The sequence below is a fragment of the Ewingella sp. S1.OA.A_B6 genome (assembly GCF_049889095.1).
In the GTDB taxonomy this organism is placed as follows: Bacteria; Pseudomonadota; Gammaproteobacteria; order Enterobacterales; family Enterobacteriaceae; genus Ewingella.
In genome coordinates, this window is sequence record NZ_JBLJFK010000001.1 from 969,415 (window position 1) to 985,246 (window position 15,832).

Below are 15,832 nucleotides of genomic sequence, written 5' to 3' on the forward strand. Positions count from 1 at the left end.
TGTTTCCAATAAAACTAAAAAACGCGGCCTGAGAAAGCCGCGCTGAAAATAACGTCAAAATAAAGAATGATCAGTTTTTATAACGGGCAATCGGGTTATCCAGCGTACCGGCAAACTTAAGGTTCTGCGCGGGATCAGAAAGATTGATCATCTGCTGGTTATTCGCCAGTTGCAGGCGATTCAGGCACGAGTGAATAAACGCCGGGCAGAACAGGTCGTAACGAGCGAATTTCTCCGCCAGCTCAGGATAATGCTGCTGATAGTCGTGCACGGTGTCGGCGACGACGTGCCAGAAATCATCAGCTTTCATCAGGTTCTGCTCTTCCAGAATGCGTGAAATAAAGCGGAATACGCCGGCGAAAACGTCGGTGAAAATCGACAGGATCTTCAATTGTTCCGGTACGTCGACCGCCAGGCGTTTAGCTTTTTCCGGCAGGTTGGCGTTGGGATTCATCACCGCGATCTCTTCGGCAATATCTTTCATATAGGCTTTGACCGGCACATTGTTCTCGAATAACAGGATCAGGTTTTCGCCATGCGGCATAAACACCAAGTCATACTTATAGAAACAGTGCAGCAGCGGGCTGAGGTAGGCTGTGGTGTAGCATTTTAGCCATTCGGTGGCGTCCAGCCCTGAAGAAGCGATCATTTCGCCAATCAGCGCATCGCCGTTGAAATCGGTATGCAGCAGGGAAGCCATTGTCATCAGGCGCTGGTTCGGCTTCAGGAGGGCCACCGGGTTTTCACGCCACAGGGCAGCGAACATTTTTTTATAGGCGCTATCGCCCTGAATTGCCCGCTCAAAGTAGTGATTGTGATAACCCAGTGACGCCACTTCCTGCAGGATGCTGAATCCATTAGCTTGTAGGTAGGCGTCATTTTCCACCAGATCGGCCAGCCATTCATTAATACCCGGCGTCGTCGCCATGTAATACGGCGATAGCCCGCGCATAAAGCCCATGTTGAGGATCGACAGAGCCGTTTTCACATAACGGTGCGTCGGCTGGCTGGCGTTAAAAAAGGTGCGGATCGACTGCTGCGCCAGATAGCGATCATCACCTTCACCCAGATAAATCAGGAAGTTGCGGGCGATGTCCGGAGCAAAAACGGTGAGCAATTTGTTCTGCCATTGCCAGGGATGTACCGGCATGAAGTAATAACTTTTCGGGTCGAGGCCTCGCCCGGTAAGGGTTGCGGTGAAGGCCTGGATCTGTGCGTCGCCCAGTTCCTCGGCAATCAATCTCTCATAAGGCAAACCTTCCACGCTGGCGAAATGCGCTTTGTCATGATGCACCGCCACCCACACCAGTTTCAGCGGGTTGGCGGCTTCCGGCGCATATCGCACGTAATCAGCAGCGTCGAAACCAATTCTGCCATTATTGGCAATAAAACTCGGATGCCCTTCGGTCATGTTGGCTTCTACCGTCTGGAAATCCGCGTGGCTGAGCTGTTTGGCGGTGGTGTGATTATTTTCCAGTTTCCATGCGCTGCCATACAGCGTGCTGGAAATTTCTTCCATGTAGGTCGGTAACATGGCCTGTGAGATACCAATCTGTTCGGCGAATTCGATGATGAATTGCAAGGCGTCGAGCGGCTGCGGCGACAGGTTATCGAGGCATTGGATGCTGTCTGCAGCAATCAGCCAGTCATTCAGGGGCAGACGGCGCGCGCGGAAGCGATATTCGACTTCGCTGCCAGGAACGGCAAGCTGGTAGTTGGTCCAGTCAGTTGACTGATTCAGAACTACCGGCTCGATCAGCCGTTCGTGAGCCAGCTCGGACAGGCACTTGCGCAGTAACAGCGCGTTAGCTTTGCCCCAGTGTTGCGGTTGCAAATGCTGACCTGTTTGCATGGCAGAATCGGTTTTCATTCGTTGTTCCTTCTGGCGGGCCAGTAAATAATCGTCGCGCTGGCAGAATGCCAGCCAGGCAGTTTTATGGGGCAGTTCGATTTTGTGCTGATACTGGAAACCGGCACGCTTGTTCAGCCGGTGTATTTTGTCATTGCGTACATCGGGCTCGACCACCACGCGCAGTACGTCAGGCCGACTGAACAGATATTCCATCACCGTGGAAAAAACCTGCCAGCTAAAGCCCGGTACCGGCTGGTCAGGCGGTGATAGCAAAATATGCATGCCAATATCACCGCGCTGCACGTCGTAATGTTCATGCAGCGGGTCATCCTGTACCGGGTAACATTCAATCAAAAACGCCGGATTGCCATCGCATTCTCCCATCAGAGCCGCCCGCGGGTTATTCGCGGTCAGTTCGCGGTAGAAAGTGTCGACCTCATCACGATGACTATTTTGCATTCCCCAAAAATGGGCATAAGGCTGCGTCATCCAGATGTGCAGCAGGTCGGCATCTTGCGGAAAAACCAGCGGACGCAGCGTCAGTTCACCGGCTTGCCGTGAACGGGAAAACAGGATTTTGGATTGAGTTTCAAACATGTTTATGCTCCTTGACGGCCATTACTCACCCAGCCCACGGGCACAAAATGTCTGGAAGGCAATAGCTTGTTCGATCGGGTAGACATCTTCACCCAGCATGGCGCGGATAATGCTGCTGTTGCGGTAACAGGCCATGCCCAGATCGGGTGTGACGAAGCCGTGGGTATGTAGCTCGGCATTCTGGACGAATATCTGGTTATGCGCGTCGATGCTGTAGTTGCGGTTAACGGCGTAACGACCTGCGTCATCCCACTGAATGCGCGAATGTATTCCCTCAATGCATTGAGGAGGGCGGTAACCATAGCCGGTGGCGAGGATCACTGAGCTCGTGCTGTGACAGTATTCCTGCTGTTGCTCCTGTTGCAGGAAGGTCATCTCCAGTTCACCGCTGTGACTGCATGCCATTCCGGTGAGTTCGGAATGGGTATACAGATTGACGTTCAGCGGACCGTCGAGGCGCTTGGTGTACATCAGGTCATAGATATCATTGATTAAACTAATGTTGATGCCTTTGTAGAGGCCTTTCTGCTCGCGGTTCAGTTGGTCGCGTTTACCCATCGGTAGGTCATGAAAATAGTCGATGTATTCTGGCGAGGTCATCTCCAACGTTAGCTTGCTGTACTCCAACGGGTAAAAGCGTGGCGCGCGGGTCACCCAGGTCAGCTGATAATTATATTTTTCGATATCAGAGAGCAGGTCATAAAAAATTTCTGCCGCACTCTGGCCGCTGCCAACCACGGTAACGGACGTAGATTGCTGTACCTGTTCTTTGTTTGGCAGGTAGGTGCTCGAATGATGCACCTGTTGACTCACCCCGCGTGCACAGGACGGCAGCCACGGCGAAGGGCCTGTGCCGAGCACCAGTTTTCTGGCGCGATAGAGCTGCTTTTCCCCGTCTTTGGTTGATTGTGCCTGCACCAGATAGCACTGCGCCTCTTCACTCCAGGTCACCCGTTCTACGCGGGTAGAAAATTGGAGATTAGTCAGTTGCTGGCAGGCCCATTGGCAATACTGGTTAAACTCTTTGCGCATCATGAAGAAATTTTCACGGATGTAGAACGAGTAAATTTTGCCTTTTTGCTTGAGGTAATTGAGGAAGCTGAAACGGCTGGTGGGGTCTGCCAGCGTCACCAGATCGGCCATGAACGGCGTCTGCAGCATGGCGCTTTCCAGCATCATGCCGGTGTGCCAGTCAAAGCCATCATTTTGATCAAGAAACAGACCGTCCAGATCTTTCACCGGCTCAGTCAGGCAGGCCAGTCCGAGGTTAAACGGCCCAATACCGATGGCGATGAAATCATAGGTTTTGTGACTACTGTTAAGATTTGGCATGGTGAATTCCTGTTATTGACCTTGTTCCGTGCTCAGCGCTGCACGGCTTAATTTCTTGCCGTAATGCACAATCAAACTGATAACGTCAGCGATGTCTTCCTGAGTGGTCATCGGGTTGAGCAGGGTAAATTTCAGATACTGACGCTGATTCACTTTGGTTCCCGCAATTACCGCGCTACCGGCGCGGAAGATGGCTTTACGGATATCGGCATTCACGCCATCAATCTGCTCGTCGGACAGTGATTGGCGGGGGACGAAGCGGAACACCAACGTGCTCAGTTCGGGATGATGCAGAGCCTCGATATTCGGATGATTAACCAGTTGCTGATGTGCGTCTGTGGTCAGCGCCAGTAAGGTGTCAAAGAGTTCACCCAGCGCTTGTTGACCCATGATGCGTAGCGTGAGCCACATTTTCAGCGCGTCAAAACGTCGGGTAGTTTGAATACTTTTATTGACCAGATTCGGCGTGCCTTCCAGTTTTGCGCTTAACGGATTGAGGTAGTCGGCGTAGCAGGTAACGTGCTCAAAATGCTTTTGATCATTGAGCAGGAATGCGCTGCAACTGACCGGCTGGAAGAAGGACTTGTGGTAATCAACGGTCACTGAGTCGGCCAACTGAATACCGTCGATGCGCTGACGATGCTGCGGGGAAACCAACAGGCCGCAACCGTAGGCGGCGTCCACGTGCATCCAGATTTTTTCATGGCGGCATATATCTGCGATACCGTTCAGAGGGTCGATACTGCCGAAATCTGTGGTACCTGCGGTGGCGACGATGGCAATGGGGATCAGCCCTTCGGTGTGGCAGCGGGCGATCTCTTGCTTCAGTGCGTTGATGTCCATACGAAATGCGCTGTCACAGGTGATGGGCACCACGGCGTCATAGCCGAGTCCCAACAGGGCAGCAGATTTCTGAATGCTGAAATGGCTGACCTGCGAGCTGAAAATCCGCCATCGGTTAGCTTCCGGTGGCAGGCCCTGATATTTGATGCTGTGCCCAGGCAGAGTTCGTTTGCAGTAATCGTCACGCGCCAGCAGCATCGCCATCAGGTTCGACTGTGTGCCGCCGCTGGTGAAAATACCGTCTGATTGCGGGCCGAACTGAATGCGATCCAATGTCCAGTCGATCACCTTCTGCTCGATCAGCGTGCCACCTGCGCTTTGGTCCCAGGTATCGACAGAAGAGTTAATAGCGCTGATAAATAATTCCGCCAGTTGGGCAGGAACGACGGTTGGGCAATTGAGATGAGCCAGGTATTTTGGATGGTGGAAATAGACAGCATGTTGCAGATATAAATCGTCCAGTTCTTCAAGAGCCAGTCGTGTGCCGGGTAAAGGCTGGGTCAGATCAATATGGCGAAATTGTTCGGCTAATTCAGCAGGCGAAATCCCCGAAAAGGGTTTTTCCTTGCCATTAATATGGTTTTTGATTATCTCAAGGCCATTTTCAATCTGTGCTTGCCACTCTTCAGTGCTATTTTGATTGAAAATAAGACCCTGATTTCGTGGTATTAACGACGATGAAGGCGCTGTTTCAGAATAATTTATCTGGCTCATGCTGATTCCTGTCTTTTCCCTTTTTGGCTTCAGCAGGCATGGGGAAGCCGCCGGCCATTGTCGGGATAGTTGAGTAACGCGATTTATTATCAGGCAGGGGAGTGCCCTGCATAGACGCAATTTTTGTTTTTAAATGCTTATTTAAATAAAATTAACAGATGTTAGTTTTGTGTAAATTCCTTTGTTTAGAGATTAGCAGGCAATTAACCAATGAGAGACATTATAAATGCAAATCATTATCATTCAATGTCAGTGGTGTTCATTCAGCAGAAAGTAGCAAAGTTAATTTTTTTATGTGACATGCATCACGTAATATTAAAGTAATTACGGTATGAAAAATAAAATCCATCAGATGATTCCGTGTTTATTATTCCAAATGATGTTCTGATTGAGTTGAAATAAATTCAATTTGGAATATTTACCCTTATTTAAATCGCAACTATTGATGTTATTTCGTTCATTGCGTAAGAATAGTGGGGTTTTGTTTATTGTGGGCGTGGGGATAATAGTCAGGAAAAAATAAGGGCGACCATAAAAAAGACAATAAAAAATGCCAGCTCACATGAACTGGCATTAATAATGAAAAATAAATTAAAAGCGAATTAACCCGCCCGCTTTATAGGGGCATCGGATTAATCAACCTGTAATACACGGCTGGTATTGGTGGTGCCGATGGTGCTCATGACATCCCCCTGCGTCACGATAACCAGATCGCCCGATAGCAGGTAACCTTTGTCGCGCAGTAGAATGATGGCATCGTGCGCCGCGGCCACACCGTCACTGTTACTGTCGAAGAACACCGGCGTTACGCCACGGTAGATAGCGGTGAGATTCAGCGTATGTTCATGACGGGACATGGCAAAAATCGGCAAGCCCGAGCTGATGCGTGACATCATTAGGGCGGTGCGGCCAGATTCTGTCATGGCAATAATAGCGGTGACGCCTTTCAGGTGGTTGGCGGCATACATGGAGGACATCGCAATAGCTTCTTCCACGTTGTCGAATTCCACATCCAGTCGGTGTTTTGACACATTAATGCTGGGGATCTTCTCAGCACCCAGACAAACGCGCGCCATGGCGGCTACGGTTTCAGCCGGGTACTGACCCGCCGCTGTTTCTGCCGAAAGCATCACAGCATCGGTACCATCAAGGACTGCGTTGGCGACGTCCATGACTTCCGCGCGGGTTGGCATCGGGTTGGTGATCATCGATTCCATCATCTGTGTCGCCGTGATAACTGCACGGTTGAGCTTACGGGCGCGACGGATAAGTTTTTTCTGGATACCCACCAATTCCGGATCGCCAATCTCTACGCCCAAATCCCCGCGCGCTACCATGACCACGTCCGAGGCCAGAATGATGTCATCCATGGCTTCGTCAGAGGCGACGGCTTCGGCGCGTTCTACTTTAGAGACGATTTGCGCATTACAGCCGGCATCACGTGCCAGACGGCGGGCATAGTTTAGGTCTTCGCCGGTGCGCGGGAAGGAGACGGCCAGATAGTCGACGCCAATTTTAGCGGCAGTGATGATGTCAGCTTTGTCTTTTTCGGTCAGCGCTTCGGCAGACAGACCGCCGCCCATCTTATTGATGCCTTTATTATTGGACAGCGGGCCACCGACAGTCACTTCTGTGAATACCTTCATACCCTGAACTTCGAGCACTTTCAGTTGTACGCGGCCGTCGTCGAGCAGCAGAACATCGCCAGGCACGACGTCAGCAGGCAAGCCTTTATAATCAATGCCGACTTTTTCTTTATCGCCTTCACCTTTGCTCATGTTGGCATCGAGCAGGAATTTATCACCGATATTAAGGAAGACTTTGCCTTCCTTAAAGGTAGAAACACGAATCTTAGGACCCTGCAGGTCACCGAGGATCGCCACGTGGCGACCAAGACGGGCTGCGATTTCACGCACTTTATTGGCGCGAATAACATGGTCTTCAGCAGTGCCGTGAGAGAAGTTCATACGAACGACGTTGGCACCGGCAGCAATGATCTTTTCCAGATTATTGTCGCGATCGGTAGCGGGGCCTAGGGTACAAACAATTTTGGTTCTTCTGAGCCTTCTGGACATGTATTACTCCGTTGACTGGTGAACAAGTGTGTTGCAAAAAAAACAGTAAGAATTTCTTTATCATTGAGACTACGCTTAGTCGAAAAGATTGGAAACTTGTGTGCCTTTATCAAAGCGTGATTCTTTCAGTGCGTCTTTGACCCGCTTTAGATTATCCCTGAATTTTGCGCCACGGCGTAAAGTAAAACCAGTTGCCAGCACGTCGATCAGGGTCAGCTGTGCAATACGTGACACCATCGGCATATAGACGTCGGTGTCTTCAGGGACGTCCAACAGCAGAGCCAGCGTGGCTTCATGGGCGAGCGGGGTACTTTGTGAGGTGATTGCGATCACCGTTGCGTCATTTCCCCGTGCCAGTTGCGCCAGTTCGACCAGGCTTTTAGTACGGCCAGTGTGAGAAATGAGCACCACAACATCTCCTTCAGTACAGTTCATACAGCTCATACGTTGCATGACGATGTCATCAAAGTAGACCACGGGAATATTGAAGCGGAAAAACTTGTTCATCGCATCGTGCGCCACGGCTGCCGATGCGCCCAGTCCAAAGAAAGAGATTTTTTTAGCCTGAGTAAGCAGGTCAACCGCGCGGTTAATTGCGCTGATATCCAGGGTGTTTTTCACCTGATCCAGCGTCGCCATAGTGGATTCGAAAATCTTGCTGGTGTAAGCGTCTGCGCCATCATTTTCTTCAACATTACGGTTCACATAAGGCGTGCCATTTGCCAGACTCTGGGCCAGATGCAATTTGAAATCAGGAAAGCCTTTGGTATCGAGCCGGCGGCAAAAACGGTTTACAGTGGGTTCACTGACACCGGCCATATGGGCAAGGGTGGCAATGCTGCAATGGATGGCGGTCTGCGGGGAGGCAAGAATGGCCTCAGCAACTTTTCTTTCAGACTTGCTTAGAATGTCCAGATGACTTTGGATTTTTTCCAATGTATTCATTCGCGTGCCACTCATAGGTTTCAACGATTTCTATGAAAAGAGGAAATCATGTCGGTTTGATGAAAATATACTACGAGCCTGATGGGGTTGGCAGAAGCAATGTGGTGAATTTTAAGCTTTTATCCTCAGAGTATGACCGGGATCTAAATTTCAGTATGGTAAATCTTCTCCATATTTGTCATAAAATTACATAATTAGGCGCTTTTGGCGGCGAATTTAACATCTGTGACAATATATGTAGTTTTTATTCATTTATTAACGTTTTAGATCGAGGTTTACGGACGCCAACCAATCAGAGTACATTATTGCTGAAATAAAATTACAATATATCCTGCACTCTTGCACTAAGGAGAAGAACATGGCGGTAACCCAAACAGCCCAGGCCTGTGACCTGGTTATTTTCGGTGCGAAAGGCGATCTTGCTCGTCGCAAACTGTTGCCATCCCTGTATCAGCTAGAGAAAGCTGGCCACATTCATCCTGATACCAAAATCATCGGTGTCGGTCGTGCAGAGTGGGACAAAGCGGCGTATACCGAAATTGTCAAAGAAGCGTTGACCACCTTCATGAAGGAAAAAATGGAGCCAGAGTTGTGGGATAAACTCAGCGCCCGTTTAGATTTCTGCAATCTTGATGTGAATGATGTCAAGCATTTCAAAGTGTTGGGTAAAATGCTCGACCAGAAGAATCGCGCCACTATTAACTATTTCGCGATTGCGCCAAGTCACTTTGGGGCCATCTGCCGTGGCTTGGGTGAAGCCGGACTTAATAAAGAGCCGTCGCGCGTCGTAATGGAAAAACCACTGGGGCACTCACTGGAGTCTTCTCAGGTGATTAACGATCAGGTGGCGGAATACTTTGCCGAGTCTCAGGTTTACCGTATCGACCATTATCTGGGTAAAGAAACCGTTCTGAACCTGCTGGCGCTGCGTTTTGCCAACAACCTGTTTGCCAGTAACTGGGACAACCGCACCATCGACCACGTCCAGATCACCGTGGCTGAAGAGGTGGGTATCGAAGGTCGTTGGGGTTACTTCGATGACGCGGGTCAAATGCGCGACATGATCCAGAACCATCTGCTGCAAATTCTAACCATGATCGCCATGTCGCCACCGGCCGACCTGAGTACCGATCGTATCCGTGATGAAAAAGTGAAAGTGCTACGTTCTCTGCGCCGCATTGATCAAACCAACGTGCGCGAAAATACCGTGCGTGGCCAGTACACCGCCGGTTTTGTTCAGGGCAAAAAAGTGCCTGGCTACCTGGATGAGGAAGGCGCGAAAAAAACCAGTACCACTGAAACCTTCGTTTCTATCCGCGTCGATATCGACAACTGGCAGTGGGCGGGTGTGCCGTTCTATCTGCGTACGGGTAAGCGCCTGCCAACTAAATGCTCAGAAGTTGTGGTCTACTTCAAAACGCCTGCGCTGAACCTGTTCCGTGATTCCTATCAACAGTTGCCGCAAAACAAACTGACCATCCGTCTGCAACCGGATGAAGGCATTGAGATCGAAGTGCTTAACAAAGTACCGGGTCTGGAACACAAGCATCGCCTGCAAACGACCAAACTGGATCTGAGCTTCTCAGAGACATTCAACGAGCAGCACATCGCTGATGCTTACGAACGTCTGCTGCTGGAGACTATGCGCGGTATTCAGGCGCTGTTTGTTCGTCGTGACGAAGTAGAAGAAGCCTGGAAATGGGTCGATTCCATTATGAATGCCTGGGCTGCCGAAAGTGAATCACCAAAACCTTACCAGTCCGGAACCTGGGGTCCCGTCGCGTCAGTGGCCATGATCACCCGTGACGGTCGTTCCTGGAACGAGTTTGAGTAAAGGGGAACTGATGGCTAATTTTGTCGAATTTTCCGGCGCACTGGCGCTAACCCAAAACTTCGCTGGAAAAATTGCGGATGCCCTTCGTCAGGGGATTGCGGCAAACGGCAAAGCCAGTCTGGTGGTGTCGGGCGGTCGTACACCGCTCGATCTGTTTATGCAGCTCCAGCGCCAGGAGCTGGAATGGAGCAAGGTGGTCATTTCGCTGGCCGATGAGCGCTGGGTAAGCCCCGACAACGACGCCAGCAATGAAAAACTGGTGCGAGAACACTTGTTGCAGGGGTTGGCCGCATCAGCCACCTTTATTGGTTTGAAAAATGAGGCTACATCGCCTTTTGAAGGCGCCGCTGAAACTGAGCAGGCCCTGAGGGCGTTGCCTCGTCCTATCGATGTGGTGATCCTAGGTATGGGCGATGACGGTCATACAGCGTCGCTGTTCCCTGGTGCGAAAAATCTATTCACCGCGCTGGCGCTCGATTCAGGCCGAACATGCATGGGCATTACGCCGCTCACTGCGCCGCTCGACCGAATAACCCTGACTTTACCCATGCTGCTGGACAGCCGTAACATCTATCTGTATCTGATGGGCGAGGTGAAGCGTGAAGTCTATGAGCGAGCGGAGAAAGGTACTGATGTCAATGAGATGCCGGTGCGCGCCGTGCTTAATCAACAGCAAACGCCGGTCAACGTTTACTGGACGGCGTGAAAGTATTTTCTGAAACCGTTGCTGACGCCGCGGTTTTTTATTGAAGTTTTAATACCCCAAATCATTCGAATTGCAGGTAGGCGGCAACTGAACGAATCCCGATGAGCTTACTTCCGTAAGTGATTCGGGTGAGTGAAGGCAGCCAACACCCCTGCGATTTGAAGGATGAAGAGTATTGTGGGTGTGGTCGGTAACCTGCATTTTGCAGGCCCTGTGGCAGGGGCACGCCATCAATCACAACGATGCCCACGGGCATGAATGGAGACAAAAATGAAAAATTGGAAAACAAGCGCGGAACACATTCTGACGTCCGGCCCGGTTGTTCCGGTGATTGTTATCAATAAACTTGAACATGCGGTTCCACTGGCCAAAGCGCTCGTCGCGGGTGGTGTTCGCGTGCTAGAAGTTACGCTGCGCACCGCGTGCGCGATGGATGCTATTAAAGCGATTGCTAAAGAAGTGCCTGACGCAATCATTGGTGCTGGGACAGTACTCAACCCTGAGCAACTGGCAGAAGTAACGGCAGCAGGCGCGCAGTTTGCTATCAGCCCAGGTCTGACTGATGCTTTACTGAAAGCCGCTAACGCGGGTTCTATTCCGTTGATCCCGGGCATCTGTACCGTGTCTGAGCTGATGATGGGTCTGGACGCGGGTCTGCGTGAGTTCAAATTTTTCCCAGCGGAAGCCAATGGCGGCGTCAAAGCGTTACAGGCGATTGCTGGTCCGTTCCCGCAGGTGCGTTTCTGCCCAACCGGTGGCATTACGCCAAATAACTATCGTGACTATCTGGCGCTGAAAAGTGTGCTGTGCATCGGCGGCTCTTGGCTGGTTCCGGCTGATGCGCTGGAAAGTGGTGATTATGAGCGTATCACGCAACTGGCTCGTGAAGCCGTCGCAGGCGCCAAGGCCTAAACACCTATCATTCTTCACGTTGTCTCTGGGCTGGCCTGGCCCGTCTTGATGCAACTCGAATGATTTTGGGTCTTCATAATGAGAAAAACCTCCAGCAGGAGGTTTTTTTATGTCTGAAATCAGCGCTTAACGGGCGGCGATGAGCTTGATTTCAATTTTATATTTCGGGTTCATCAGGTTGGCTTGCACCGTGCAGCGAACCGGTGCGTTGCCCGGAGAGACCCAGGTGTCCCAGGCCTCGTTCATCGCGCTGAAGTCTTCCTTGTGGACCAAAAACAGCGTGACATCGAGGATTTTGCTTTTGTCAGAACCCACCTCAGCCAGCACGGTATCGATAATGGCCAGCGTTTCTGCAGTCTGATCTTTAGCGTCAGCATCCAGACTTTCCGGCACCGCGGTGTAGTAAATGGTTTCGTTGTGAATAACCACATCTGACATCCGTGGCTCGGGCCGGATACGTTCGATACTCATAGTTTTCGCTCCTTCAGTCGCTTTCTAATGATGGTGTTTAAGGGTAACACAAAGACGGATTACGTTGGATTGGCAGATGGCGGTAGCCGTGGAGCTGTTGGGTTGGCATAATCACTGCTGATCCGTACAGGTAGAGAAACAGCGTGACAGACGATTTTGCACCAGACGGCGCGTTAGCGCAGAAAATTGAAGGTTTTAAACCGCGTGAACCTCAGCGTCTGATGGCGCAGGCCGTCAACAAGGCGATCAACAACAAACAGGGGCTGGTGGTGGAAGCGGGCACCGGTACGGGTAAAACCTATGCTTATCTGGCCCCGGCACTCCGCTCTGGTAAAAAAGTGATTATCTCTACCGGTTCCAAAGCACTGCAGGACCAACTCTATTCTCGCGATTTACCCAAAGTTGCCAGCGCGCTGAAATTCAAGGGCAAACTGGCGTTGCTGAAAGGACGCTCGAACTACCTGTGTATTGAACGTCTTGAGCAGCAGTCCCTGTCCGGCGGAGATCTTGCCAGCCAGTCATTGAGCGATTTAGTTCATCTGCGTAATTGGTCAAGCATGACTGAAGAAGGTGACATTAGTACTTGCGCTGTGGTGGCCGAAGACAGTTACGTCTGGCCGCTGGTGACCAGCACTAACGATAATTGCCTCGGCAGCGACTGCCCGGCCTACAAAGAGTGCTTCGTGGTCAAAGCCCGGCGTAAGGCAATGGATGCTGACGTAGTGGTAGTAAATCATCATCTATTTATGGCTGATATGGTGGTCAAAGAGAGCGGCTTCGGTGAGTTAATTCCGACCGCCGACGTGATGATTTTCGACGAAGCACACCAAATTCCCGATATCGCCAGTCAGTATTTCGGTCAGCAGATCACCAGCCGTCAGCTATTGGATATGGCAAAAGACATTACTATTGCTTACCGCACGGAAGTGCGTGATTCGGTCCAGTTGCAAAAGAGTGCTGACCGTCTGAGCCAAAGCACCATGGATTTTCGTCTGGCGTTAGGCGAGCCTGGATTTCGCGGTAACCTGCGTGACGTTCTCAACCAACCGGCTATTCAGCGCGCCCTGTTGCTGCTCGATGACGCACTCGAGTTGTGCTACGACGTGGTGAAACTGTCACTCGGTCGTTCGGCGTTATTAGATGCGGCATTTGAACGGGCGACGGTGTACCGCAACCGTCTTAAACGCCTGAAAGATGTCACTATCCCCGGTTATAGTTACTGGTATGAATGCAACTCGCGCCACTTTGTGCTGGCACTGACACCGTTGTCGGTGACCGATAAATTCAGTGAAATGATGGCCGACAAACCGGGGGCATGGATTTTTACTTCCGCCACGCTTTCGGTGAACGATCAACTGCATCATTTTACCGCCCGCCTTGGGCTTGATAACGCCGAGACCTTACTGCTGGCCAGCCCTTTTGATTATGCCAATCAAGCGTTGCTTTGCGTGCCACGTTTCCTGCCATCGCCTAATGAGCGTGGTGGTTCGCGCCAACTGGCCAAAATGCTGTTGCCGCTAATTGAAGCTAACCAAGGTCGTTGCTTCTTCCTCTGCACATCGCACCTGATGATGCGCGAACTGGCGGAAGAGTTTCGTGCCAGTACTACGTTACCGGTGTTGGTGCAGGGGGAAACCAGTAAAGGGCAGTTGCTGGCCCAGTTCGTCGAAGCCGGTAATGCTTTGCTGGTGGCAACCAGCAGCTTCTGGGAAGGGGTAGATGTGCGTGGTCAGGCGCTCTCATGCGTGATCATCGACAAATTGCCGTTTACCTCACCGGATGACCCGCTGCTGAAAGCGCGTATCGAAGATTGCCGCCTGCGTGGAGGGGACCCGTTCAACGAGGTGCAGCTACCCGATGCGGTGATCACGCTTAAACAGGGCGTCGGGCGCTTAATCCGGGATACCGACGATCGTGGCGTGATGATTATCTGCGATAACCGTTTGGTGATGCGTCCTTACGGCGAAGTGTTCCTGAACAGTTTGCCTCCCACGCCGCGCACCCGTGATTTAGCCAAGGCGATCCACTTTCTGCAAAATGGCTAACAGCAGAAATAGGCCACCGGCTATGCTAGAATAACGTCCCGAAAAAGGCTTCTAACTGCTTATTTATGACCTTTAACTACTTTTTCCCGCCTGAGGTTTGGCATGTCCACGCGAATTTTAGCAATTGATACGGCGACAGAAGCCTGTTCGGTTGCGCTTTACAACGATGGCGAGACGCTCGCTCATTTCGAACTCTGCGCACGCGAACACACGCAGCGTATTCTGCCTATGGTGCAGCAGATATTATCTGAAGCCGGGCTTACGCTAAATCAACTGGACGCCCTGGCATTTGGCCGCGGGCCTGGCAGCTTCACCGGCGTGCGCATCGGCATTGGTGTCGCTCAGGGCCTGGCATATGGCGCAGAGCTGCCACTGTTGCCGGTTTCTACCCTGATGACCATGGCACAAGGCGCACATCGCCTGACCGGTGCTGAGCGGGTATTAGCCGCCATTGATGCTCGCATGGGCGACGTCTATTGGGGGGAATACTATTACAACGAAGACGGCGACTGGCAGGGCGAACAGAGTGAAGCAGTGATCAAACCTGAACAGTTGCAACTGCGCGCCGCTAACTTTACCGGTCGTTTTGCCACCGTGGGTACCGGTTGGGGAACTTATCCGCATTTACTGGGAGAGTCATTAGTCGCCGAATTATATGAGGGGAAAATGAGCCTGCCCCAGGCTGAAGATATGCTGCCATTGGCTCTGCAAATGTGGCAACGCGGCGTCCGCGTCACTCCGGAGCAAGCGGAACCTGTTTATTTACGCAATGAAGTGACATGGAAAAAGCTTCCTGGCCGGTAAGTTATGGCAACTTGTACAGTAAACCGTGGTCAAAATTAACAGTGTCTTCCAGGAGTTATCGCTATGCGTAAGTGGTCAATTGTTCCACGGTTTTCGGTTCTGCCCCTAAGCGCCATTGGCCTGAGTGTTTTATTGTTGTCTGGTTGTGTTACCGTCCCCGATGATATTCGTGGGACAACGGATACACCGCAAATGAATCTGCAAGTCGTGCAGGGTGCGCCGCAGGTGTATGTCGGTCAGGAGTCCCGTTTCGGTGGCAAAGTCGTGGGCATTACCAACGAGAAAAACAAAACGCGCCTTGAGATTGCCACCATGCCGCTTGATGACGCAGCAAGACCAATTCTCGGTGCTGCTTCGCTGGGTCGTATTCATGCTTATGTGAATGGCTTCGTCGATCCGGTAGATTTCAAAGGTCAGCTGGTGACCGTTGTTGGCCCAATTACCGGCGCTGAAGAGGGCACTATTGGGCAGACGTCGTATCAGTTTGTTACGGTCAATGTTAATAGTTTCAAACGCTGGCGCCTTACCCAACAGGTGGTGATGCCGCCACAACCGATGGGACCATGGGGCTGGGGATATGGAGGTCCTTTTGATCGACGCTGGGGGCGAAGCTATGGCCCCGGCTGGTATGATGCACAACCGGCACGGGTCGAAACCATCGTCACCGAATAAACCACGGCCACCGGCAAAAAAACGGTAAAT

The 15,832-nt window shown here is 51.4% G+C and carries 12 protein-coding genes; 6 read left to right on the forward strand and 6 right to left on the reverse strand.

All coding sequences use genetic code 11. The features are described 5' to 3' along the window. Positions 1-70 precede the first annotated feature (70 nt). The 5 genes from ACMV8I_RS04700 to ACMV8I_RS04720 form a co-directional block, all read right to left on the reverse strand. Positions 71-2,449 (reverse strand): GNAT family N-acetyltransferase, encoded by a 2,379-nt coding sequence (locus ACMV8I_RS04700; protein ID WP_498864028.1) that lies wholly within the window; start codon positions 2,447-2,449, stop codon positions 71-73. Between the two features lie 21 nt (positions 2,450-2,470). Then, positions 2,471-3,781: a lysine N(6)-hydroxylase/L-ornithine N(5)-oxygenase family protein gene (locus ACMV8I_RS04705; protein WP_498864029.1), complete on the reverse strand. Its 1,311-nt coding sequence runs from the start codon at positions 3,779-3,781 to the stop codon at positions 2,471-2,473. 12 nt (positions 3,782-3,793) lie between these two features. Next, positions 3,794-5,338 carry a pyridoxal phosphate-dependent decarboxylase family protein gene (locus ACMV8I_RS04710; RefSeq protein ID WP_498864030.1) on the reverse strand — a complete coding sequence of 515 codons (1,545 nt, stop codon included), beginning with the start codon at positions 5,336-5,338 and terminating at the stop codon, positions 3,794-3,796. A 632-nt stretch (positions 5,339-5,970) separates the two neighbouring features. Further along, a complete protein-coding gene (pyk, locus tag ACMV8I_RS04715; RefSeq protein WP_498864031.1) occupies positions 5,971-7,413 on the reverse strand; it encodes a pyruvate kinase in 1,443 nt (480 codons plus the stop codon). Positions 7,414-7,488: 75 nt separating this feature from the next. Then, on the reverse strand, positions 7,489-8,358 hold the full coding sequence (locus ACMV8I_RS04720) for a MurR/RpiR family transcriptional regulator (protein WP_498864032.1): 870 nt from the start codon (positions 8,356-8,358) through the stop codon (positions 7,489-7,491). A 358-nt stretch (positions 8,359-8,716) separates the two neighbouring features. On the opposite strand from ACMV8I_RS04720, the gene zwf reads away from it, so the two are divergent. The 3 genes from zwf (at position 8,717) to ACMV8I_RS04735 (ending at position 11,810) form a co-directional block, all read left to right on the forward strand. Continuing rightward, entirely contained in the window at positions 8,717-10,192 is a 1,476-nt protein-coding gene (zwf, locus tag ACMV8I_RS04725) for a glucose-6-phosphate dehydrogenase (protein ID WP_498864033.1), read from the forward strand. 10 nt (positions 10,193-10,202) lie between these two features. Beyond that, the gene (gene pgl, locus ACMV8I_RS04730) at positions 10,203-10,898 is read left to right on the forward strand and encodes a 6-phosphogluconolactonase (protein WP_498864034.1); all 696 of its coding nucleotides are present in this window, start codon (positions 10,203-10,205) and stop codon (positions 10,896-10,898) included. 270 nt (positions 10,899-11,168) lie between these two features. After that, positions 11,169-11,810 carry a bifunctional 4-hydroxy-2-oxoglutarate aldolase/2-dehydro-3-deoxy-phosphogluconate aldolase gene (locus ACMV8I_RS04735; protein ID WP_498864035.1) on the forward strand — a complete coding sequence of 214 codons (642 nt, stop codon included), beginning with the start codon at positions 11,169-11,171 and terminating at the stop codon, positions 11,808-11,810. Between the two features lie 126 nt (positions 11,811-11,936). Here ACMV8I_RS04735 and ACMV8I_RS04740 read toward each other — a convergent pair whose 3' ends face one another. Then, on the reverse strand, positions 11,937-12,281 hold the full coding sequence (locus ACMV8I_RS04740) for a RidA family protein (protein WP_498864036.1): 345 nt from the start codon (positions 12,279-12,281) through the stop codon (positions 11,937-11,939). 143 nt (positions 12,282-12,424) lie between these two features. On the opposite strand from ACMV8I_RS04740, the gene yoaA reads away from it, so the two are divergent. From yoaA to ACMV8I_RS04755, 3 genes are all read left to right on the forward strand, one after another. Continuing rightward, positions 12,425-14,326 carry a DNA repair helicase YoaA gene (gene yoaA / locus ACMV8I_RS04745; protein WP_498864037.1) on the forward strand — a complete coding sequence of 634 codons (1,902 nt, stop codon included), beginning with the start codon at positions 12,425-12,427 and terminating at the stop codon, positions 14,324-14,326. A 102-nt stretch (positions 14,327-14,428) separates the two neighbouring features. Continuing rightward, on the forward strand, positions 14,429-15,130 hold the full coding sequence (tsaB, locus tag ACMV8I_RS04750; protein ID WP_498864038.1) for a tRNA (adenosine(37)-N6)-threonylcarbamoyltransferase complex dimerization subunit type 1 TsaB: 702 nt from the start codon (positions 14,429-14,431) through the stop codon (positions 15,128-15,130). A gap of 63 nt (positions 15,131-15,193) precedes the next feature. Then, entirely contained in the window at positions 15,194-15,802 is a 609-nt protein-coding gene (locus tag ACMV8I_RS04755; protein ID WP_498864039.1) for a Slp family lipoprotein, read from the forward strand. The last annotated feature ends 30 nt before the right edge of the window (positions 15,803-15,832 follow it).

Coding starts and splice junctions, on each gene's coding strand:
- ACMV8I_RS04735 (WP_498864035.1), top strand. CDS start 11,169: ATGAAAAATTGGAAAACAAGCGCGGAACACATTCTGACGTCCGGCCCG.
- pgl (WP_498864034.1), top strand. CDS start 10,203: ATGGCTAATTTTGTCGAATTTTCCGGCGCACTGGCGCTAACCCAAAAC.
- ACMV8I_RS04740 (WP_498864036.1), bottom strand. CDS start 12,281: ATGAGTATCGAACGTATCCGGCCCGAGCCACGGATGTCAGATGTGGTT.
- ACMV8I_RS04720 (WP_498864032.1), bottom strand. CDS start 8,358: ATGAATACATTGGAAAAAATCCAAAGTCATCTGGACATTCTAAGCAAG.
- tsaB (WP_498864038.1), top strand. CDS start 14,429: ATGTCCACGCGAATTTTAGCAATTGATACGGCGACAGAAGCCTGTTCG.
- ACMV8I_RS04700 (WP_498864028.1), bottom strand. CDS start 2,449: ATGTTTGAAACTCAATCCAAAATCCTGTTTTCCCGTTCACGGCAAGCC.
- zwf (WP_498864033.1), top strand. CDS start 8,717: ATGGCGGTAACCCAAACAGCCCAGGCCTGTGACCTGGTTATTTTCGGT.
- pyk (WP_498864031.1), bottom strand. CDS start 7,413: ATGTCCAGAAGGCTCAGAAGAACCAAAATTGTTTGTACCCTAGGCCCC.
- ACMV8I_RS04755 (WP_498864039.1), top strand. CDS start 15,194: ATGCGTAAGTGGTCAATTGTTCCACGGTTTTCGGTTCTGCCCCTAAGC.
- ACMV8I_RS04710 (WP_498864030.1), bottom strand. CDS start 5,338: ATGAGCCAGATAAATTATTCTGAAACAGCGCCTTCATCGTCGTTAATA.
- ACMV8I_RS04705 (WP_498864029.1), bottom strand. CDS start 3,781: ATGCCAAATCTTAACAGTAGTCACAAAACCTATGATTTCATCGCCATC.